Source organism: Paenibacillus thiaminolyticus, from assembly GCF_003591545.1.
In the GTDB taxonomy this organism is placed as follows: Bacteria; Bacillota; Bacilli; order Paenibacillales; family Paenibacillaceae; genus Paenibacillus_B; species Paenibacillus_B thiaminolyticus_A.
This window is the reverse complement of sequence record NZ_QYZD01000019.1, coordinates 43,153-64,534: the sequence shown is the minus strand read 5'-3', so window position 1 is coordinate 64,534 and position 21,382 is coordinate 43,153. Positions and strand designations below refer to the sequence as shown.

The 21,382-nt window shown below is 51.4% G+C and carries 17 protein-coding genes and 2 pseudogenes; 15 read left to right on the top strand and 4 right to left on the bottom strand.

Translation table 11 applies throughout. The features are described 5' to 3' along the window. Window positions 1-129 precede the first annotated feature (129 nt). The 10 genes and pseudogenes from DQX05_RS19375 (at window position 130) to DQX05_RS19330 (ending at window position 11,278) form a co-directional block, all read left to right on the top strand. Window positions 130-1,332 carry an ABC transporter substrate-binding protein gene (locus DQX05_RS19375; RefSeq protein WP_119795127.1) on the top strand — a complete coding sequence of 401 codons (1,203 nt, stop codon included), beginning with the start codon at window positions 130-132 and terminating at the stop codon, window positions 1,330-1,332. A 34-nt stretch (window positions 1,333-1,366) separates the two neighbouring features. Continuing rightward, the gene (locus DQX05_RS19370) at window positions 1,367-2,248 is read left to right on the top strand and encodes a branched-chain amino acid ABC transporter permease (protein WP_119795126.1); all 882 of its coding nucleotides are present in this window, start codon (window positions 1,367-1,369) and stop codon (window positions 2,246-2,248) included. Window positions 2,249-2,257: 9 nt separating this feature from the next. After that, window positions 2,258-3,340, top strand: a complete 1,083-nt coding sequence (locus DQX05_RS19365) for a branched-chain amino acid ABC transporter permease (RefSeq protein WP_119795125.1) — start codon at window positions 2,258-2,260, stop codon at window positions 3,338-3,340. After that, on the top strand, window positions 3,306-4,088 hold the full coding sequence (locus tag DQX05_RS19360; RefSeq protein ID WP_119795124.1) for an ABC transporter ATP-binding protein: 783 nt from the start codon (window positions 3,306-3,308) through the stop codon (window positions 4,086-4,088). The genes DQX05_RS19365 and DQX05_RS19360 overlap by 35 nt, the downstream gene beginning before the upstream one ends. Further along, window positions 4,088-4,858, top strand: a complete 771-nt coding sequence (locus DQX05_RS19355) for an ABC transporter ATP-binding protein (RefSeq protein ID WP_119795123.1) — start codon at window positions 4,088-4,090, stop codon at window positions 4,856-4,858. The genes DQX05_RS19360 and DQX05_RS19355 overlap by 1 nt, the downstream gene beginning before the upstream one ends. After that, window positions 4,855-5,784 carry a 2,4-dihydroxyhept-2-ene-1,7-dioic acid aldolase gene (gene hpaI, locus DQX05_RS19350; RefSeq protein WP_182914821.1) on the top strand — a complete coding sequence of 310 codons (930 nt, stop codon included), beginning with the start codon at window positions 4,855-4,857 and terminating at the stop codon, window positions 5,782-5,784. Before DQX05_RS19355 ends, hpaI begins: the two co-directional genes overlap by 4 nt. A gap of 30 nt (window positions 5,785-5,814) precedes the next feature. Then, complete coding sequence (gene hpaE / locus DQX05_RS19345) at window positions 5,815-7,314, top strand: 5-carboxymethyl-2-hydroxymuconate semialdehyde dehydrogenase (protein WP_119795122.1); 1,500 nt, start codon at window positions 5,815-5,817, stop codon at window positions 7,312-7,314. A 51-nt stretch (window positions 7,315-7,365) separates the two neighbouring features. Next, the gene (gene hpaB, locus DQX05_RS19340) at window positions 7,366-8,835 is read left to right on the top strand and encodes a 4-hydroxyphenylacetate 3-monooxygenase, oxygenase component (RefSeq protein ID WP_119795121.1); all 1,470 of its coding nucleotides are present in this window, start codon (window positions 7,366-7,368) and stop codon (window positions 8,833-8,835) included. A gap of 26 nt (window positions 8,836-8,861) precedes the next feature. After that, on the top strand, window positions 8,862-9,845 hold the full coding sequence (hpaD, locus tag DQX05_RS19335; RefSeq protein ID WP_119795120.1) for a 3,4-dihydroxyphenylacetate 2,3-dioxygenase: 984 nt from the start codon (window positions 8,862-8,864) through the stop codon (window positions 9,843-9,845). A gap of 19 nt (window positions 9,846-9,864) precedes the next feature. Further along, window positions 9,865-11,278 (top strand): annotated as a pseudogene (locus DQX05_RS19330) (aldehyde dehydrogenase family protein). Window positions 11,279-11,778: 500 nt separating this feature from the next. Here the strand turns inward: DQX05_RS19330 and DQX05_RS19325 are convergent. From DQX05_RS19325 to DQX05_RS19310, 4 genes are all read right to left on the bottom strand, one after another. After that, window positions 11,779-12,165, bottom strand: coding sequence for a 5-carboxymethyl-2-hydroxymuconate Delta-isomerase (locus tag DQX05_RS19325; protein WP_119795119.1), 387 nt, complete (start codon window positions 12,163-12,165; stop codon window positions 11,779-11,781). Between the two features lie 32 nt (window positions 12,166-12,197). After that, window positions 12,198-12,959 carry a fumarylacetoacetate hydrolase family protein gene (locus tag DQX05_RS19320; protein WP_119795118.1) on the bottom strand — a complete coding sequence of 254 codons (762 nt, stop codon included), beginning with the start codon at window positions 12,957-12,959 and terminating at the stop codon, window positions 12,198-12,200. After that, entirely contained in the window at window positions 12,956-13,750 is a 795-nt protein-coding gene (locus DQX05_RS19315) for a fumarylacetoacetate hydrolase family protein (protein ID WP_119795117.1), read from the bottom strand. The genes DQX05_RS19320 and DQX05_RS19315 overlap by 4 nt, the downstream gene beginning before the upstream one ends. Before the next feature lie 150 nt (window positions 13,751-13,900). Beyond that, on the bottom strand, window positions 13,901-15,088 hold the full coding sequence (locus DQX05_RS19310; RefSeq protein ID WP_119795166.1) for an MFS transporter: 1,188 nt from the start codon (window positions 15,086-15,088) through the stop codon (window positions 13,901-13,903). 376 nt (window positions 15,089-15,464) lie between these two features. Between DQX05_RS19310 and DQX05_RS19305 the strand changes: the two are divergent. The 5 genes and pseudogenes from DQX05_RS19305 (at window position 15,465) to DQX05_RS19280 (ending at window position 21,376) form a co-directional block, all read left to right on the top strand. Beyond that, a pseudogene (locus tag DQX05_RS19305) lies at window positions 15,465-15,847 on the top strand (DUF1259 domain-containing protein). Between the two features lie 604 nt (window positions 15,848-16,451). Continuing rightward, window positions 16,452-17,873 carry a PTS system trehalose-specific EIIBC component gene (treP, locus tag DQX05_RS19300; protein ID WP_119795116.1) on the top strand — a complete coding sequence of 474 codons (1,422 nt, stop codon included), beginning with the start codon at window positions 16,452-16,454 and terminating at the stop codon, window positions 17,871-17,873. Between the two features lie 76 nt (window positions 17,874-17,949). Continuing rightward, window positions 17,950-19,641, top strand: a complete 1,692-nt coding sequence (treC, locus tag DQX05_RS19295; protein ID WP_119795115.1) for an alpha,alpha-phosphotrehalase — start codon at window positions 17,950-17,952, stop codon at window positions 19,639-19,641. A gap of 132 nt (window positions 19,642-19,773) precedes the next feature. Continuing rightward, window positions 19,774-20,508: a trehalose operon repressor gene (gene treR / locus DQX05_RS19290; RefSeq protein ID WP_119795114.1), complete on the top strand. Its 735-nt coding sequence runs from the start codon at window positions 19,774-19,776 to the stop codon at window positions 20,506-20,508. A gap of 502 nt (window positions 20,509-21,010) precedes the next feature. Continuing rightward, a complete protein-coding gene (locus tag DQX05_RS19280; RefSeq protein WP_119795112.1) occupies window positions 21,011-21,376 on the top strand; it encodes a DUF488 domain-containing protein in 366 nt (121 codons plus the stop codon). The last annotated feature ends 6 nt before the right edge of the window (window positions 21,377-21,382 follow it).

Here is a 21,382-nt window from a genome sequence, read left to right as displayed (position 1 = left end):
ATCAACCGCAATCTACCAATAAGCTTATACTATCGAGTGGCTGCTAACTTCGAGAGCTATGCGACCGATGACGAGATGTTGATGTCGAGAAAAGTATCCGCTCGCAATCCGGAATATGGGAGGATTTCTATGAAGAAGAGTTGGTCCATATTCATCAGTTTGCTGCTGCTTGTATTCGTTCTGTCTGGTTGCGGGGGAGGGGATGCCAATCGGACATCTTCTGCAGACAATTCGCCATCGGATTCCTCGACAAAGGATTCAGACACGATTAAAATCGGCGGCTTGTTCTCCGTGTCGGGAGGAGCCTCCACCCTTGGCAAGCCTCAAATGGATACACTCAAAATGCTAGTTGAAGAAGCCAATGCGTCCGGAGGCATTGGCGGCAGGATGATCGAGCTGTATACGTATGATGATAAATCGGATCAGAACGAAGCCGTCCTGAATATGAAGAAATTGCTGGAGCAAGACAACGTATCGGTTGTGATCGGGGGCACCATATCCGGCAATGCGCTGGCCATCATTCCCCTTGCGGAAAAGGCTAAGGTTCCCCTCATCGCCGTAGCAGCGAGCAAAAACATTAATGTCCCGACGAAACCGTTTGTCTTCAAAACAGCCCAGGGTGATGATCTGGTCGTCCCGCGTGTCATTCAATATGCCAGAGAACATAACCTGACCAAGATTGCCTGGATCAATGTGGACAACTCCTTCGGTTCCAGCGCGCATGAAGAATTCAAGAATATGGCGTCTGAAGCCGGGATTACGATTGTCATCGAGGATGTGTTTGAACCATCGGTGAACGATGCGAAGCCGATGCTGACACGTGTGAAGAATGCCAATCCGCAAGCCATTATCATCTGGGGCACGGCGCAGGAGTCGGCCATCGTAACGAAGAATGTGCGTGAGCTTCGGATTGACTTGCCTATTATTGAGTCCCATGGTATTGCGAATTCCCAATTCATTGAGCTTGCGGGCGATGCTGCAGAAGGTATCGTGTTTCCGGCTGGCAGCCTGCTCGTATCCAGTCAGCTAGCAGATGACAATGCACAGAAGAACGTGCTGGAGCAGTATAAGAAGCAATTTGAAGACAAATTCGGATATGAGACGAGCACCTTTGGCGGTCATGTCTGGGATGCATTTGAAATGATTAAGCGAGCGGCTGAGACGGCAGGCACGGACCCGGTTGCACTGCGGGATGAGTTGGAAAGCGGGACGAAGGACCTTGTAGGTGTGAGCGGAATCTTTACCATGTCGGCCAATAATCATAATGGACTGAAGCCGGATGCGCTGTCGATGATCGAGATCAAAGATAAGAAATGGATATTGACACAGTAGGGGACGAACATGATTTGGGGGGAGGACATGACGAATGGGGTTCCATGAGCAAATCATTCAATTAATCATTTCGGGATTAACGATTGGCAGTATCTATGCGTTAATCGCGACAGGATTCGTCATTACGTACAACATTACTGGTGTCTTGAATTTTGCTCAAGGGGAGTTTGCCATGCTCGGGGCCATGATCGCCAATTCGCTCGTTGCTGCAGGGCTGTCCTACATGCCGGCATTTATCATGGCCATTCTGATTGTACTGGTTAGCGGCGCGCTGTTCGAGCGGGCAGCGATTCACCCAGCCAGACATTCCACAGGCTCGGCTATGATTATTATTACGATCGGCGTTGCGATTGCCGTCCGCGGGATTGCGCTCTTCATCTGGGGGACCGATCCGAAGATGCTGCCTCCTTTTACTCCGGGTGAACCGTTCAACCTGTTCGGGGCCGTCGTTCAATTGCAGAGTCTCTGGGCTATCGGGGTAGCCATGATTAGCTTAATCGCGATGTATATTTTCTTTGAGCGAACATTTATGGGCAAAGCGGTAACCGCCTGTGTAATCAATCGCTTTGCAGCCCGGTTAATGGGAATCAAGCCGGAGAAGATGTCGTTGTTGTCGATCAGCGCAAGCGCCGCGCTCGGAGCGATCGGCGGCATTATTATAGCCCCTATCTCCGGCGCCTCTTACGAGATGGGCCTTATGCTCGGGATGAAGGCGTTCATTGCCGCTGTGATCGGCGGTCTGACGAACGCTCCGGCAGCGATTGTCGGCGCCTTGATCGTCGGTCTGCTTGAATCGTTCACGGAGGGGTTGTGGTCCAGCGGTTACAAAGACCTCGTCATTTTTGGGGTGTTGCTGCTCGTGTTATTCATTTTGCCTAACGGCCTGTTTGCCAAAATGTCAGGTAAGCGAGTATAGGAGGCCCTCATGATCAAATCGGGAATAGGTAATGTATATAATCGGAGTTTGACGGGAATTGCCGTTGTTGCCTTGCTGTTGGCGATCATTCCGCTCTTCTCTCCGTCAGCCTATATTCTAAGCACTTTGGTCATCATCGGGCTTTATTCTTTGGTGGGCACGGGTCTCGGCATGCTGATGGGGTATGCAGGTCAAATCTCATTGAGTCACGCCGCGTTTTATGGAGTCGGCGCCTATTCATCTGCTTTCGTTACGGTAAAGCTGGGCATGCCGCCGCTGCCAGGCATGGCGGTCGGCATATTGCTGGCAGCGCTCATTGCTTATATCGTCGGCATCCCTACACTCCGGTTAACCGGTCATTACTTGGCGCTCGCCACGCTCGGGTTCGGAATGATTATGTTTGCCTTGTTCAAGCAGCTCAAGGGGATCACTGGAGGGCTGGACGGGTTTCTAAATATACCGTCATTATCCCTATTCGGTCTAGTGATTGATACGGATGTTCAATATTATTACGTCGTCTGGTGCTTGGCGCTTCTCGGTATTCTGGCTGCTCGGAACATGATTCATTCCCGTGTCGGCCGCGCACTGCGTGGGATTGAGAGCAGTGAAATTGCATCCGCTTCGATTGGCATTGATACCCAAAAATACAAATTGCAAGTGTTTGTGATGAGTGCCGTTTTTGCCTCGATTGCCGGAAGCGTATATGCCCATTATATTTCGTTTATTAACCCGATGCTCTTTCATTCCAACGCCTCTATTCAATTTCTGATCATGTCGGTTCTGGGCGGAGGGACAAGTATATGGGGCGGGTTTGTTGGCGCTCTCGCTTATGTAACGCTCGGCGAAGCGTTGAAGGATACCGTCCCGTTCTTCCTGCCGAATGTCAGTGATGAATTCAACATTATATTTTTCGGGATGCTGCTTGTTGCGATATTAATCTACATGCCTGACGGGTTGGCGCCTGTCATTGGGAAGAAGATGAGGAAGCTGAGACCGGCAGCGAAGAAGCAAGCCGGACGAGACCATCTGGCGGGTTCTTCGGGAGGTGAGAGTGGACATGGCAGCGCGAGCGCCCCTTCTTCGGATGTGTAATGTAACGAAATGGTTCGGTGGAGTCGCCGCGGTCGAAGCGGTTTCCTTTGACGTGTATCCAGGGCAAATCACGGCAGTCATTGGTCCGAACGGTGCGGGCAAGACGACCCTCTTCAATTTGATTACGGCCATTCTCCCGCTGACAAATGGCCGTATCTTTTTGGAGAATACCGAGATTACCGGGATGAAAGCTCCGCAAATTGCGAGGTTAGGAATAACGAGAACATTTCAGAACCTGCAAATCTTCGGGAATATGTCCGTTGTGGAGAATGTGATGACAGGCGCGCATACGCAGCTCAAGACGGGGATGATACGGTCGGCATTCCGGCCGCCTGCGGTAAGCCGCGAGGAAAGAAGGGCGCACGAGAATGCTCTGAAGCTATTGGAGAATGTGGGATTGCTTGAATATGCCTATGAAGAAGCAGACAAGCTTCCTTACGGCAATCAACGGCTTCTTGAAATCGCCCGGGCTGCGGCATCGGCCCCCAAGCTGATCTTGCTTGATGAGCCGATGGCTGGCTTAAATCCGCAAGAATCCAAGAAGCTGGTAACGACAATCGAACGAATGCGGGCGGAAGGTATGACATTTCTGTTTGTTGAGCATGACATGGAAACCGTGATGTCGATGGCGGATCATATCGTTGTGCTTGATTTTGGCAAGAACATTGCAGAAGGCACGCCGGAAGAAATCTACAATAACCCTGCGGTTATAACCGCTTATTTGGGAGATGAGGAGATCGCGCTCTGATGCTGGAAGTAACGGGCTTGCATACGTATTATGGCCATTTACATGCTCTTAAAGGGATTTCATTCACAGTCAGGAAGGGAGAACTGCTTGCCATCGTCGGATCGAATGGAGCCGGAAAGAGCACGTTGTTGGGAACCTTGGCAGGAATGCTCCAACCAAGGGCAGGAAGGATTATGTTCGAGGGCGCTGATATTACGCGGCTCTCCGTGGAGCAGGTGGTCGCGAAGGGGATTTGTCTCGTGCCTGAACGTCGGCAAATCTTTGACTCCCTCTCGGTAAAGGACAATCTGTTGCTGGGTGCGTACCACCGCAGAAGGAAGGACAAGCGCCGAATCCAGCAAGACTATGAGCAGGTGATCGAGTTGTTCCCGAAGCTGAAGACGATGCTTAGGCGTCCGGGAGGCCTGTTGAGCGGCGGTGAACAGCAGATGCTGGCGATTGGCCGAGGCTTAATGTCCCGCCCCGCTCTAATGTTGCTGGACGAACCCTCGCTTGGACTTGCGCCGCTGATCGTCACAGACATGATGAACATTTTTGTACAGCTCAAGCAAGAAATCGGGACAACGATCATTCTCGTCGAACAGAATGTGAAGGCAGCGCTAGGCGTTGCAGATTATGCGTGCGTCATTGAGCGGGGAGAGATCGCATTGCACGGAGCAGCGGCGGAGATCATGGATCACCCCAATGTTCGAAGCGCGTATTTCGGCAAAAGCAGGGCGGCGGAAGTGGAATCAATCCCAATACAGAACGAAAGGATGTTGGCAAAATGATCAACGCGAAAGAAATGAAGCAACGATTGAGAGGTTCGATCTCGCCGATTGTAACTCCGTTTGACAGCAACAATCAAGTGGATTTGCAGGCGATGAGCGGCTTGATTGAATGGCATCTCGAATCCGGAACTCACGGAATTTCAGTTACCGGAACGACCGGAGAGCCAAGCTCGCTCACGCTTGTGGAACGCGAGATGATTATGGAGCATGTCATTCGTACGGTCAATCAACGCGTTCCTGTTGTTCCGGGCACGGGATCAACGAATCATGAGGAAGCGCTGCACTTGACGAAGCTTGCCCAAGAGATGGGGGCAGATGCGGCGCTTGTCATCGTGCCGTATTATAATCGTCCGAACCAGCAAGCATTATATCAACATTTCAGAACGATTGCCGATTCCGTGGATATTTCGATCATTCTGTATAATATCCCGGGCCGAACAGGCGTGAATTTGGAGGTAAGCACACTGGCCCGTCTGGTAGAAGATTGCGATAACATTGTCGGAATCAAAGAGTCCAACAAAGATTTCGAACATGTGAACCGGGTTCTTCATCGCTGCGGAAGGGATTTCCTGCTGTATTCAGGGATTGAGTTGTTGTGTTACCCGATGCTGGCGATCGGCGGGGCAGGCCATGTTGCCGCCACAGCGAACGTAGCGCCGAAGGAAGTCGCCGAGCTGTATAATCGCTGGACTGCGGGGGATGTCGAAGGCGCCGTGGAGCTTCATTACCATTTGATGACGCTGAATGACGTTCTATTCAAGGATACGAATCCGGTACCTGTCAAGACGGCATTGGGCATGATGAGGAAAATCAATCCGGCAGTACGGCTTCCGCTTGGACCGCCATCCGAAGCTCTTCGCCAGGAAATAGAGGACACGCTTGTTCAATACGGGATCTTAACCAAGCAAATGAATGCGTCTTCATAGTAAGAGATTCGGAGAGGAAGGAGAGAAGACATGAAGCAGTCACAGACCCATATCGGCAACGTCTTGCATTATATTAACGGCCAATTCGTAGAGAGCGCGTCTGGCCGCGCATTCAGCAACCTCAATCCGTTCAACAATGAGCCGATCAATGAAGTGGCAGAAGGATTCGCCGAGGATATCGGTCTTGCTGTGGCGGCAGCGCGCCGAGCGTTCGATGAAGGGCCATGGCGGACGATGCGCGTTAACGAACGTATGAAATATATCATCAAAATTGCCGAACTGATAGAGAAATATGCGGACGATATCTCGTGTCTGGAATCGCTGGATAGCGGCTTGCCGATTGCACAGACGAAGAAGCAGGCCGAACGCGCGGCCTCCAATTTCCGCTTCTATGCAGAGATGGTCAGGACGCGTCTTGTCGGCGAATCGTATCAAGTGGACAACTCGTTTATTAACTACACGATTCATAAGCCGGTCGGTGTTGCGGGCTTGATTACACCATGGAATGCGCCGTTCATGCTGGCCACCTGGAAAGTGGCTCCAACCCTAGCGACCGGAAATACTTGTGTATTGAAGCCGGCCGAGTGGTCTCCGCTTACGGCGAACAAGCTGGCCGAGATTATTCATGAAGCCGGGTTGCCTCCAGGCGTATTCAATGTCGTCCATGGATATGGCGAGACTTGCGGCGCGCCGTTAGTCGCTCACCCTGACGTCCAACTGATTTCTTTCACGGGGGAGACGACGACCGGTTCGGCAATTATTAAGAACGGTTCAGATACGCTGAAGCGCGTCTCGATGGAACTGGGCGGCAAGTCACCGGCCATCGTATTCGAGGATGCCGATCTGGATACGGCATTAGATGCGGTCGTATGGCAGATTTTCTCCTTCAACGGAGAGCGGTGCACCGCCAATTCGAGACTGCTTATTCATGAATCCATTCATGATCCGTTTGTCGATAGGCTGAAGGACAGATTGCGGAGCATTATCGTCGGCGATCCGCAAGATCCGGCTACGGAAGTGGGTCCGCTGATTCACCGCGAACACTATAACCATGTCAACCAGTATATCGACACAGCGCGGAATGAGGGCGCAGAAGTCATCTCCGCTTCGATCCCTTCCGGGCTGAGCGCAGGCAATTATGTAGCGCCCACCCTTATTCTGAACGCCAACAATCATATGACGGTGGCCCAAGAGGAAATATTCGGCCCCGTGCTCACCGTCATTCCCTTCTCCACCGAGGAGGAAGCGCTCAGAATGGCCAATGATTCCAAATACGGGCTGGCCGGTTATGTATGGACGAACGATATGAAGCGCGGACACCGGATGGCACAGCAGCTGGAGTGCGGGATGGTCTGGGTCAACTCCCAAAATGTGCGGGATTTGCGCACGCCGTTCGGCGGGACCAAAGCAAGCGGAATCGGCAGGGAAGGGGGCCACTACGGGTTCGACTTCTATACGGAAACCCAGATCATTCACGTCGCGCTTGATGAACAGCATATCCCTGCTTTCGGCAAGAAGGCAGCCAGATAGTTATCTGACAGGTAGATTGCCTGATCGGAATGAAGCCAAGGAGGTCATTCTATGCCAGCCAAGACAGGTCAACAATATATTGACCGTATTGATGCAGCGAAATCCAATGTCTGGATCGACGGACAGCAAGTCCAAGGAAAAGTGTCCGAGCACCCGGCGTTCCGGGGGGTGATGAGAAGTCAGGCCGCTCTGTATGATATGCAATTCGACCCTGGCAAGATTGAGATCATGACCTGCGTATCGCCAACAACAGGGGAGCGGGTAGGAACATCCTTCCTCCAGCCAAGCACCAGAGAAGATCTGGAGAAACGAAGAAACATGATACAGGAGTGGGCCAGGTTCAATGGCGGAATGATGGGACGCTCTCCTGACTACATCAATTCAGGGATGATGGCCTATGGCGCGGCAGCAGATATATTCGGTGCACAAGATACGATGTATGCCGACAATATGCGGCAATATTTTGAATACATTCGTGAAAACGATCTGTCGCTTACCCATACGTTAATTCAGCCGCAAGTGAACCGGGGAGTTCAGACTCATCAGTTGTCCGATCCTTATATCGCGGCTCGAATCGTAAGGAAGAATGACGATGGCGTAGTGATTCGCGGCGCCCGTCTGCTTGCGACCCAGGGCGGGATTACGGATGAAATTATGGTATTTCCGTCAACGGTATTGAAGCAATCGGAAGAGGAGAATCCGTATGCGTTTGCATTCTCGATTCCGAACAACACGCCGGGATTGAAATTTATATGCCGGGAATCGTTCGATTACGGCAAATCACCTTTTGATCACCCGCTCGGTTCACGTTTTGAAGAAATGGACGCGATCGTTGTCTTTGATGATGTGACGGTGCTATGGAATCGAATCTTTGCCCTGGGCAATACCGATATTTGCAACCGCGCATATGCGGACAGCAACGCCGCGGTTCATATGACTCACCAGGTCGTCTCGAAGAACGTAGCGAAAACAGAATTCATTCTTGGCATCCTTCAGCTGATGGTGGAGACTATTAATATCGGCCAATACCAGCATGTGCAGGAGAAAATGGCGGAAGTCATTATTGCCTTGGAAACATTAAAAGCGTTCGTAACCGCTTCGGAGGCCAACGCCAAGCTCGATCGTTGGGGCGTGATGACCCCTGACTTTGGGCCTCTTAATGCCGCGCGGAACTATTTTCCGAGGATGTACCCTCGTTTTTCAGAGATTATGCAGCTTCTTGGCGCAAGCGGGCTCATGGCGCTTCCGAACGAGGCGGATTTTCGATCTGTGCTTCGGCCGGATCTGGACAAATACTTGCAGGCTGCGAATCAGGACGCATACCATCGCGTCAAGCTGTACCGGCTGGCATGGGACGTGTGCATGAGCGCCTTTGGAAGCCGCCAAACCTTGTATGAACGGTACTTCTTCGGCGATCCGGTAAGAATGGCCGGAGCGTTATACAATGGCTACGATAAGCAGGAATATGTCGATCGGGTCAAGGAGTTTCTGGAGCGTTCCGAGCAGCTTGTTACTCATTAATCCATTCAGGTGAGGAGGCGATAGATTTGGATTTCTCCATTATTCGAATCGGAAATGTGATTATGAATGTTACGGATCTGGAACAGTCGCGGAAATTTTATGTGGATGCCTTGGGCTTCATTGAAACGGAAAGCGACGAAAACAACTTATATCTCCGCGGTCTGGAAGAGCATAACCATCACTGCTTGCATCTGGTCAAAGCGGACAAGCCGGGAATCGTCGCTCTAGGCTACAAAGTCATGCGGGAAAGCGACCTGGAAGCACTGGAAAGGCTATTTGCGTCCCGGGACCTTCCGACCCGATGGATACCGCCAGGGACGCTGCATGCGATGGGCCGGGCTTTGCATGTGCAGGATGTCAGCGGACTTCCGCTGCAGTTCTACGCGGAGATGGATAAGGTGGAAAGATTGCTGCAACGGTATGATCTTTATACGGGGGCGCGAATCCAGCGCATTGACCATGTCAATTGCTTTGTTCCCGATGTGGCCCGGGCCTATGATTTTTTCGTCAATGAACTGGGCTTCGCCTGCTCCGAATATACGGCGCTCGAAGATGACAGTTTGTACGCAGCTTGGCTGCACCGCAAGCAGAATGTACATGATCAAGCCTTCATGAATGGACCGGGTCCAAGACTGCATCATGTTGGCTTCTGGCTTCCGGATCCGTTGGCGTTGATTCATGCGTGCGATGTGCTGGCATCGCTTGGTTATCAGGGCAGCATTGAGCGCGGACCCGGCAGGCATGGATTATCTAATGCCTTCTTCCTCTATTTGCGAGATCCCGATGGCATCCGGATTGAACTGTATAATGGAGATTATTTAACAAGCGATCCTGATCTGGGGCCTATTAAATGGGACATCCACGATCCGAGACGGCAGACGTTCTGGGGAAGCGCGACACCGGAATCCTGGTTCAATGAAGGAACCCCATTCGTCGATATCCGGACCGGCGAGCATGCTGAGCTGCTGACGGCGGCGCTGCCTTCCCGGCAGCCGCAGCATCTGATCTAAGGATAGTCAGGTGACGAAGATGAAGAGAAGACTGTTCATTAACGGTGCATGGGTGGACACGCAGCATTACAGTATGCTGCGTTCTCCCTATTCAGGCGAAGTGATTGCGGAGATTCCCGTCGCCGGGGAAGAAGACATCGAGCAGGCTATCCAAGCTGCTTATGAAGCCGGAATCGTCATGGCCAGGATGCCTGCACATCAGCGCGCGGCAATACTTGACCGCTTGTCAAGCTTGATCGAAGCACGCGCGGGCGAGGCAGCCCGGCTTCTCGCGCTCGAGGTGGCCAAGCCGATCAGGACCGCCATGCTTGAAGTGGAGCGTACGATTGAGACGTATCGGTTCGCGGCGGAAGAGGCGAAGCGGATACACGGGGAAACACTGCCGCTGGACGCATCGAAGAGCGGCGAGGGGAGATTGGCCTATACGCTGCGAGAACCTCTTGGAGTGATAGGGGCGATCACCCCGTTCAACTTCCCCATGAATCTGGTCGCTCATAAAGTAGGCCCGGCGATCGCAGCGGGCAATGCGATCGTGCTCAAGCCTGCATCGCAATCGCCCCTGTCGAGCCTGTTCATCGCCGAGTTGCTGCAGGAGGCCGGACTGCCGGCCGCTTTGAACGTCGTGACCGGGAGCGGCCGCCTTATTGGCGAGCAATCGTGACAGACGACAGGATTCGGATGATTACGTTCACCGGCAGTCCGGCGGTTGGCATCGGGATTCGCAATCAGGCCGGTCTCAAGCGCGTAACCCTGGAGCTTGGCTCCAATTCGGCGCTTATTGTCGACAAAGGCGTTCGGATAGACGATATGATCGAGCGTTCGTCACAGGCGCTTTTGCTTATCAGGGCCAAGTATGTATTTCGTTGCAGCGTGTGTATGTCCATGAAGAGGTGCATGATGAATTTGTGGACAAATTCATTCAGCGAACGCGGCAGCTGCAGATTGGCGATCCGCTTGATCCTGCTACGGATGTATCGGCCGTGATCTCGCCTGAAGATGTCCGGCGATTGCTGGATTGGATTGAAGAAGCAAGGCAGGCCGGAGCGACGATTGCGGCTGGCGGCTATGCCGACGGCAATGTGCTGCATCCGACGGTGATTCTGGAGGCGGGGTCTAAGCTGAAGGTCTCTTGCCAGGAAGTGTTCGGACCGATTGTCGTGATCAATCAGGTGAAGTCGGTTGACGAGGCGATTCAACAGGTGAATGAATCCCGCTTCGGCCTGCAAGCCGGCATATATACGGAACATGTGCATACAGCGCTGCATTCTGCTGACCAACTGCATGTCGGCGGCGTCATGATTAACGACATCCCGAGCTTCCGCGTTGATCATATGCCGTATGGCGGCGTGAAGGAGAGCGGGATCGGTCGTGAAGGAATTAAATATGCCATAGAAGAGATGACAGAAATGAAGCTTGTCGTCTGGAAGAAGTAAAGTAAACTTACGCAACAGGGGACGGATTTAACAGGGTAAGCTGAAGGAAAGTCTCCAAATCCGAAGTAGAGTCTCCAAGGCCGAACGAGAAAGGGGGTGTCCCACAAGTAGTCTTTCACTACAGTGAGACAGCCCCCCTGATTCTCAACGCTCGACTCGCCGAAAAACTGCAAAAATGCACCTTTCCTTTATGACGTGTACTCTGCCTACAGGGAATCCTGCAAAACGGCCTCAATTTCAGACTATCAAATAGAGAAAAGACAAAAATCGATGAAAATAATGTACTATTGCAGTAATTTTGTAAAATAACGGCTTAAAGAGCAGGAATTGCTGTACTGGCGCAGCATTTCACTGCCTCATTCGCTCCACGGCTTTGCCTCATCCATCTTCCAGCGCTTTGCCTCATACCACTTTATACCACCCCTATTCTCTGTTGACCCGTTACCCCCAATCATGATGCAATGCCTATGAGACACCCTCTTTTGATTGGCCGAGCCAGGCTATGTTGCATATCTTGCGTGAATATTATTATGCTTGTAGGTGCCGACTTCGCTAAATTCCGCTAGTTCCAGCGACAGCGCCAAATATCGTTGGTCGAACAGCGGGGCAAAATGGGTCTTGATCGCATCGAACAGCGCGTCGCATGTGTTTCTCTTGACCTGTTCCGAACGGCCGGAGCCAATTTTTAAGGTGATGTGAACGAAGGCGTCATCTTCCGCGCCATCGGCAACGAGGTAATCATGCAGCTCGATCGCCCGCGAACGAATCCCTCCGATAGGGAAACTATCGCGCCGTGCGAGGAGCACATGGTGGATCGTTTGTAATAGGGATGGAATATTGGCTACCTCTTTAATGTTACTCGTATATTCCACGATAATGTGCGGCATACGCTACCTCCTCCAAGCGTTGTCCATCGGGATCAGGCCCGTATATGAAAAACATCATCGCCTGCTATCGTATTCACTAGCCGGCCAATGCCTTCGATCTCGGTCACCACTTCATCCCCAATCTCGGTGTTGACCAAGCCCTCGGGGGTGCCGGTCAGGATGATATCGCCTTGCTTCAGCGTCATGAAGCTGCTCAAATATTCGATAAGTGCAGGAATTCTGAAGATCATGTCGGCGGTAGAGCCTTCTTGGGTCAAGGTGCCGTTCACGTAGGTGCGAAGAGTCAAATTCATCGGATCGGGCACATCGCCTGCATCAACGAGCCAAGGGCCGATTGGGGTGCATGTATCCCGGTTCTTAACCCTCAGATTCGGCCGATAATAGTTCTCCAGATAATCGCGGATGGCATAATCATTGGCTACCGTATATCCAGCTACATAATCGTAGGCTTCTTCTTGCTTCACGGCGCGTGCAGTGCGGCCGATCACGACGGCAAGTTCGCACTCATAGTGCATATAAGCGGCGTCAGCGGGACGGCGAGTATGCCCGCGATGACCGATTAATGTGTTGGGTCCCTTCAGGAACACAAGCGGTTCAGCCGGAGCGGCAAAGGAGAGTTCTCTGGCATGATCCGCATAATTCAAGCCGAGCGCGAATATCGTACGGGGCTGCAGCGGTGGAAGCCATACGACGTCAGACTTGCTAACTTCTCGTCCGTCATCAAGCTTCAGCCGTCCGTCCATGTCTATCGCGTGATGAATCGATCCTGAATAAGCGACGCGCGCATGTCTCATATCGCTTCTCCTCCTTCGGCTCTCCCCTGCTCAGGCACAACGGGATTGTCCAGGCAGCCGATTCCATCGATTGCAATCCGAACATCATCTCCCGCTGCAGCGAGCGGCGGGTTCTCGGGAATGCCGACATGCAGCATATCCCCTGCGTTCAACGTCATAAAATCCGTAACCTCCGCAAGCAAGCGGGGGATATGGCGAATCAGATGGGCCGTCCTATGTTCTTGCTTCAGTACTCCATTCACATATACGCGGATCTTCAGATTATGCGGGTCGCCGATCGCTTCCGGCTTCATTACCCAAGGACCTGCGGGGCAGAAGCCATCTCGCGACAGGTGGCGGATAGCGGGCCGGAACAGATGCTGATGCGGGATCTGGACATCATTCACGATCGTGTAGCCTGCCACATAATCAAGCGCTTCGGATTCGCTTACCCGGGTTGCGGTGCGGCCGATGACGACGCCTAACGCGGCGCCGATGGCTACCTGTTCGGCATCTGCGGGAAGAGGAATGGCCGAGCCGTACCCGATGTTTGTGTTCGCGGGCTTTATATACAGGACCGGGCCGATAGGGGGCGCGTTATAAGGCGATTCATTCACCGCATTCCCCAGTGCTTCAAGCACTCCCTTGTAATTGAGCAGCGTTCCGTAAATCATGCCAGTTACGGGAGTATCCAACGCCAGCTTGGAGGAGTGAATGCGCTTACCATTTTGTTCGACCGTATTATTCTCCGGATATACCAATGCCTCCGCCCACTGTTGCATGCCGCATAGCTTAATCATTGCATTGACCATGTGCTTCTCCTCAGTTCTATTCGTAATCGTTTTCATATATCATATCATATATGATTTATAGAGAGCAATATGGTTTCATTGTTCTGCAGGTGAATATGCCCCCTAAACACAACACCGCCCCGAGGCTTACTGCCCCGGGGCGGCTTCTGATTACGATTCAGCTAATGGCACGGAAGCGCCGGCGCTTGCTTGATGAGCGGCCGCCGCCTTGCCGCGGAACGGGCGGGTCAAAGAATAGACGGCCACGGCCAGCGCTATCAGAACGATGGAGCAGCCGACCCAGGCGTTGTAGGTGACGGCGCTCTTCTCGATCACAATCCCGCCGACGACCGAGCCGGTCGCGATGCCCATATGCAGCACCGAGGAGCTGAGGCTCAGCTGGATGTCTGCGGTATCGGGCGCGCACTGCATCAGGTAGCTCTGCTGCCCCGGAGTCAGCGCCCAGCTCAGCGCGCTCCACATCATGACCACGGCCATGAACAGGTAGAACGGCAGATGGGCCGCGAAGGGCAGGATGAACATGATGCAGGCGAAGCTGGCTACGACGGTCAGGATGGAGCGCTTCGTGCCCCATTTGTCCGCGATCCAGCCCCCGATTCCCCCGCCGGCGACGGCGGCGATGCCGAACAGGAAGTAGGCGACGCTCGTCATCTCCGGACTCAATTGATAGGTTGCCTGGAGGTATGGCGTCAAGTACGCATACAAGGTCAGATGGCCGGTCAGCATGAAATAGGCCAGCAGATGCCCGCTTACCAGCTTGGCGTTCTTCAGCGAGGCGAACTGGGCGCGAAGCGGCGCCGCCGGCGACGGCGCGACAGGCTGCAGCGAGAAGAAAATCGCAATCATGGCGACGACCGTGAGCAGCGCGACGAACAGGAACGGCGCTCTCCAGCCGTAAGCATGACCGATAACCATGCCGATCGGGACGCCCAGCACGAGCGAGCCGCTGACGCCCATATAGATAATTCCGATCGCCCGGCCCTTATACTCGGGCTTCACCAGCTTCGACGCGATTGTGACCGAGAGGACGATAATGAGCGATCCGCTGGCGGCGGACAGCGCCCGCGCGGCCATCAACGCCCCGTAATCGGAACTGAACGCGACGATCAGATTAGACAGCAGAAAGACGAGCAAAAAGATTAAGTACAGCTTCTTCCGTTCGAACCGCGCGGTCACGTTCATCAATATCGGCGCGGATACGGCGAAGGCGACGGAGAAGATCGTGATTAACTGGCCTGCGGCACTGACCGTAATGCCCAGGTCGGTTGCGATCTGGTCAAGCAGCCCTCCGATAATCAGCTCCACCGTACCGACGACGAAGGCGGCGACCGCCAACATGTATACCCGGAAATTCAAAGGAAACAACTCCAATCTACAGGATTAAAAAAGTTACTACCATTATAGTAACCTTGAAGGAGGAACACAACAATTAATTTTTTTCCACAGGCGGACTTATGCGCCTGTCGCCGGAGGCGTCAATGATACTGCGCACACCCATGGCTTCAAATCGCAAAAAAAGCCGACGAAGAAATTATTGCAGGTAGACGTGCAGGGCTCCTTTTTTGGTCCATGGAAAAGCAAACTGACATACTGAGAAAACAAATGACCGCTCAGGACGTCACAATACACATTTTTATAATTAAAGGACAATGCTTGTTTCATCTCTTTTCAATCTTTCAAATTATGTATCATCTACGAGAAAGGAGACCCCAACATGAAAATTTCCGAGTCGCTTTGTAACCGCCTTGCAAAGATCCTAGGTGGAAAGGGAATGTCCGATGGGAAGAGTTGTACCATTATGGTCGAGCGAAAATTAAATGCAAGAATCCTTGGGAGAAGATATGAGACGGAGCATGAAATCACGATTCAATCGCTGAAAAATGGAACAACGCTTAATACCGGGGAAATTACACTGCTCCAATCGGAAGTCCAGCGCTTTATCAATGCCGCTCGCAAAGGGGCTTCAAAATCACCGCTATACACAACCACTGGTTATTTGACAAGCCACGCTTAATGTACCTGCATCTTGAAACAATCGAGAACCCTGTTGCTTTTGCCAGAAAATTAAGAGCGGCTTTAAATGTCTTAAAAAGATAGTTTTATAACTAACGCACGAAAAACGAGCCGTTAAAAGAATCTCACGGCTCTTTTGTGATAAAATCCGAGATCATTTCCCGCACTGATCCAATAACTACGTATAAATGCTTTTTCATATATGCCTCCTATCTCGCAAAGCCGCGTCACTACAGCGTTATTGCAAAACGTGTCCATCGTTGCCTAACCGTTACGAAGTTTCTTCGAAAATTCAAAAATAGCGCAGGCCTGACCCCGATCCAGTACCGGAACGCGGTTCGGGAAGGATGACCGGCGATAGACGACCAGCTTCCAGCTACCCATAGCGGAAGCTTTTTTTGAAGGCAGACTCCGATTCAGCGGTTGACCAACATGTATATACATGATATCATTTCCCTGTAATTTGTATATACAAGTTTTGCTGAGAGAAGAGATTGTAAGCGTTACTAGGGGGATAGATGAGATGATGTGAGTGAAAAATGGAAGACAGAGTGAGGCAAGGGAAGTGAAATGATTCACGTAAGATCGCGGAAGCGATAACGATGAAAAAACGATGCTCCAAATTGGACAGTTGGATATTTTTGCAGCAATATATATACCGCATCATAGAGTTTTGGAGGAGCTAGCGATGGCAATAAAGAGAAAGTCCGTGGAACAGATTATTGAGGCTGTTGGAGGCTCGGACAATATTTCAGATGTTATACACTGTATTACCAGACTGCGATTTTCCTTGAAGGATGAGGGGAAAGTCAATAAAGAAGCGCTCGACCGGAATGACTTAGTGAAAGGCAGCTTTTCCACGAATGGTCAGTTCCAAGTTGTCATTGGCCAGGGAATCGTGGATAAAGTGCATAAGGAATTGGTGCACATCGCAGGAATGGCCGGGACTTCCGCACCCGCTCCGGCACAGGGGACAGCCCAAGCCGGCGAAGCGAGAAAAATAAATCCGCTGCAACGATTCGTAAAGGTGCTGGGAGATATTTTTATTCCGCTCCTTCCCGCCATTGTCACATCCGGTTTGCTGCTTGGACTCAATAATTTGCTGGTGGGACCGGGTATTTTTTACGCGGAAAAGTCGTTGATTGAAGTTTATCCGGCCTGGGAAGGATTCGCCGACATTGTCAGCTTGATTGCAAGCACGGCATTTACCTTTTTGCCGGGACTGATTGGATGGTCTGCAGTGAAGCGCTTCGGCGGAAGCCCGCTGCTCGGGATTGTGCTGGGGTTGATGCTCATTCACCCGAGTCTCGCCCCTGCCAGCGATGCGTTAAGCAGCGGAGACATTCCTCGCTGGGATCTGTTTGGATTGTCTATCAATAAAATCGGTTATCAGGGTCAAGTCATTCCTGTCTTGCTCTCATCCTATTTGCTTGCCCGAATTGAACTCTTGTTACGAAAACGCATTCCTGATTCGATTCAATTGCTGCTGGTGGCGCCCATTGCGCTGCTCGTTACCGGATTTATTACATTTGCGGTTATCGGGCCGGTTACGTTTCAGATCGGCAACGCCATTAGCGATGCCGTCGTCGCGATGTTCCATCACTTCGGCTGGCTGGCAGGGTTTATCTATGCCGGAATCGGCGCATTGCTTGTCATGACGGGGATGCACCATACGTTCCTGGCGCTTGATTTGCAGTTGATTTCGAGTATCGGCACAACCTACCTGTGGCCGGTGATTGTCATGTCCAATATCGCGCAAGGAGCGGCGGCGCTTGCGATGATGTTCGCCAGCAAAGACGACAAATTGCGAGGGACGGCGCTCACCTCGGGCATTTCCGCCTTCCTGGGCGTGACGGAACCTGCGATGTTCGGCGTGAATATACGCTTTAAGTTTCCTTTTATCAGCGCTATGATCGGCGCGGCTTGTGCGGGCATGCTGGTCGCCTGGAAGCATATCACGGCTTCTTCGATCGGAATTGGCGGCATTCCGGCATTTTTGTCTATCTTCACTGACTATTGGGGCATTTATTTTATAGCTATGGGCATCGCCGTTGCCGTCCCGTTTGTGCTGACCCTTCTGTTTGCCAAAGTAAAAGGAACCGGAAAGTAAGAGTCAGGCAAGAATGGGCGTGTGCGCGGGCATTCATGCAGGCATTGGAGCGGATTTACAGTAGAGGAGTGTAACGATGCAAGAACCTTGGTGGAAAAGAGCGGCCGTCTATCAAATCTATCCGAAAAGTTTTCTGGATACGACAGGCAACGGTCTTGGAGATATTAACGGGATTATCGCCAAATTGGATTATCTTCACGAGTTGGGCGTGGATGTGATCTGGTTAACCCCGATTTATGCGTCGCCTGAAAAAGATAATGGCTATGATATCAGCGATTATTACGCGATTAACCCGCAATATGGAACGATGGAGGACTTCGACAAGCTATTAGACGAAGCTCACCGCAGGGGAATTAAGGTGATCATGGACATTGTAGTGAACCATACCTCGACGGAGCATTCGTGGTTTCAACAGTCAGGCTCCTCCCTCGATAATCCATACCGGGATTACTATATATGGAGAGAACCGACTAACGGGCAGGAACCGCCGAACAATTGGCAGTCGAAATTCGGTGGAAGCGCGTGGAAATACGATGACAAGACGAAGCAGTATTATTTGCATCTTTTTGACGTCACTCAGGCGGATCTCAACTGGGAAAACACGGACGTGCGTCAGGAAGTGTATCAAATGATGAATTTTTGGCTCGCCAAAGGAGTCGACGGCTTCCGTTTGGATGTCGTTAATCTGCTTTCGAAAGATCAGAATTTTCCGAATGACAGCGGCGAGCATGCGCAGGCGGACGGCCGCAAATTTTATACGGATGGACCTCGCATTCATGAGTATTTACATGAAATGAACCGGGAAGTATTTGCCCGGCACGACACGATGACGGTTGGGGAGATGTCTTCCACCTCGATCGAGGAATGCATCAAGTATACGAATCCCGAGCGGCAGGAATTAAATATGACCTTTAACTTTCACCATCTCAAGGTCGATTATCCGGGTGGCGAGAAATGGGCGAAAGCCGATTTTGATTTTATCAAATTGAAGCAAATCTTGTCGGAATGGCAACTTCGCATGCATGATGGCGGAGGCTGGAATGCGTTGTTCTGGTGTAATCATGATCAGCCGCGCATTGTATCGCGATTCGGCGACAGCGGCAAGCATCGGGTGGAAGCCGCGAAAATGCTGGGAACAACGATTCATATGATGCAAGGGACGCCTTTTATATACCAGGGCGAAGAAATCGGGATGACGAATCCGGAATTCAATCATCTTGCGGATTATCGTGATGTCGAATCGCTAAATATGTATAACATGCTGCGCGAACAGGGAAAAAGCCATGACATGATTATGGACATATTAAAGCAGAAATCACGGGATAATTCGAGAACGCCGATGCAATGGAATCGCAGCGCCCACGGGGGATTCACGAACGGCACGCCTTGGATTCAAGCGGCTCCGAATTATCCGGAGATTAACGTGGAGGCTGCGTTACAAGATCGGGAATCGATTTTTTATCATTATCAAAAACTAATACAACTGCGCAAACAATATGACATTATCACCTATGGAGATTATCGGCTGCTGCTTGCGGAGCATGAACAGGTATTCGCTTATGCGCGACAGTGGCAAAATGAGACGATTCTCGTCGTCAACAACTTTTACCGCGAACCGGTTACGCTCACAGCCGACGAGATTGGAATGTCACCTAAGTACGGGAAAGGCGGCATTTTACTATCCAATTATGCCGACTCACCGGAAGATTTCCGGGCTCTTCAACTGCGGTCTTACGAATCCATCGTTTATTATTGGAGAGGGGAGTAAGGCCAACCCGAAGCAAGCTTCGGCTTAGACAGGACGGCAACCGCTCTCCCAAGCGTCATCCGTTGCTTAATGGAATAAAAGGATATATGCTTATAATGTTGACTATGCTATTGGAGAAATGGTGAGAATGGAATGAGAAACAATAAATTTTCCGGGATTTATCATGATCTCGCCACAAAAATTCAGTCCGGCGAAATAAAATCCAATAGTTTGCTGCCTTCGGAGCATGAATTAGCCAAGATGTACGATGCTTCTCGCGAGACGATTCGCAAGGCGTTGAACCAATTGTCGCAGAACGGCTATATCCACAAGGTAAGAGGAAAAGGCTCTGTCGTCCTGGATATCGAGAAATTCAATTTTCCAATCTCGGGGTTGGTCAGCTTCAAGGAAATCGCTAACCGTTCAAGGAAGGAATGGCGTACGATTGTCCATGAACTGGTCCTTGCCAGGCCGGATAGCTTTATTCAGAAGGAGCTTAAAATCAGCAATAAAGTGGAAGTATGGAAAATTGTCCGATCGAGAGAAATCGCCGGCGAGCGAATTATTTTAGATATCGATTACGTCAATAAAGAATTTGTCCCCACGATTACGAAGGATATTGTGGAGCACTCGCTTTACGCGTATTTCGAGTCGCAACTGGGACTTGTCATCAGCTTCGCCAAAAAAGAAATCACGGTGGAGCAAGCGACCGAGGCCGATCGCGAATACATGGATTTAGGTGAACATACGTATGTCGTTGTCGTCAGGAATCATGTCTATTTGAATGATGCCGCCTTGTTACAGTATACCGAGTCGCGGCATCGGCCCGATAAATTCAGATTTGTCGATTTCGCCAGACGCGAACATATCGGTATGCCGTTCAAGTGATGAGCAGCGAGTTCCAAGCATGTAGGGGTTGTCCGATAAGTAGTTTTTTAGCTACACGGAGACAACCCCACTTGCTTCTCACAACTCGACCTGCCAAAAAAACTGCGAAATTACAGTTTTCCCTTGTGAAGTTTCCTCCGTGGAAGGAATTCCTGCAATACCGCAGGAATTTCAGCTATACCAATGGATTCAAAGCAAAAATCAGTGAGAATGATGCGTTTTTGCAGCAATGGCATCAGATCGCTGCTGAAATCGTGTAAATTCCTGCACATATGCAGGATTCGCAGCCTCCCCCTCTTCCGCGGCTCGTCCCGCGGCCGTCTCCACACCCCACATTCGTCGCATCTCCCTGTTGTCCCCGCCTCTGCCATTCGCCGCTGTTCCGTCTTGCCCCTCCTCATTTTTCAGCCCTTTTATTAGTTTGATAACGAAGCTGGCAACAAGTATTCGGACCGGATTATAAGGTCAGCCCGCTTAGGTTCGGACAGGGAGGAAGTTGGTTATGCATACATTCAAAATCAAACGGATCTATGAGCAGGCAGACAGCCGCGATGGCATCCGCGTACTGGTGGATCGGATCTGGCCCCGAGGAATGTCGAAAGAAAACGCGCATCTGACGGCGTGGATGAAAGACATTGCTCCTAGCACTGAGCTGCGCAAATGGTTCAACCATATTCCTGCGAAATTCCCGGAATTCCAGCGCCGGTATGAAGCCGAATTGACGAGGGCAGCGATGCAGGACGATATCCGGCAATTGATCTCCTGGGCTGAGGAGAGCGATGTGACGCTGCTGTATGCCGCCAAAGACGAGCAGTATAATCAGGCTATCGTCCTGCAGCGGTTTTTGACGAAAACATGCCGGGGGTAACTGACA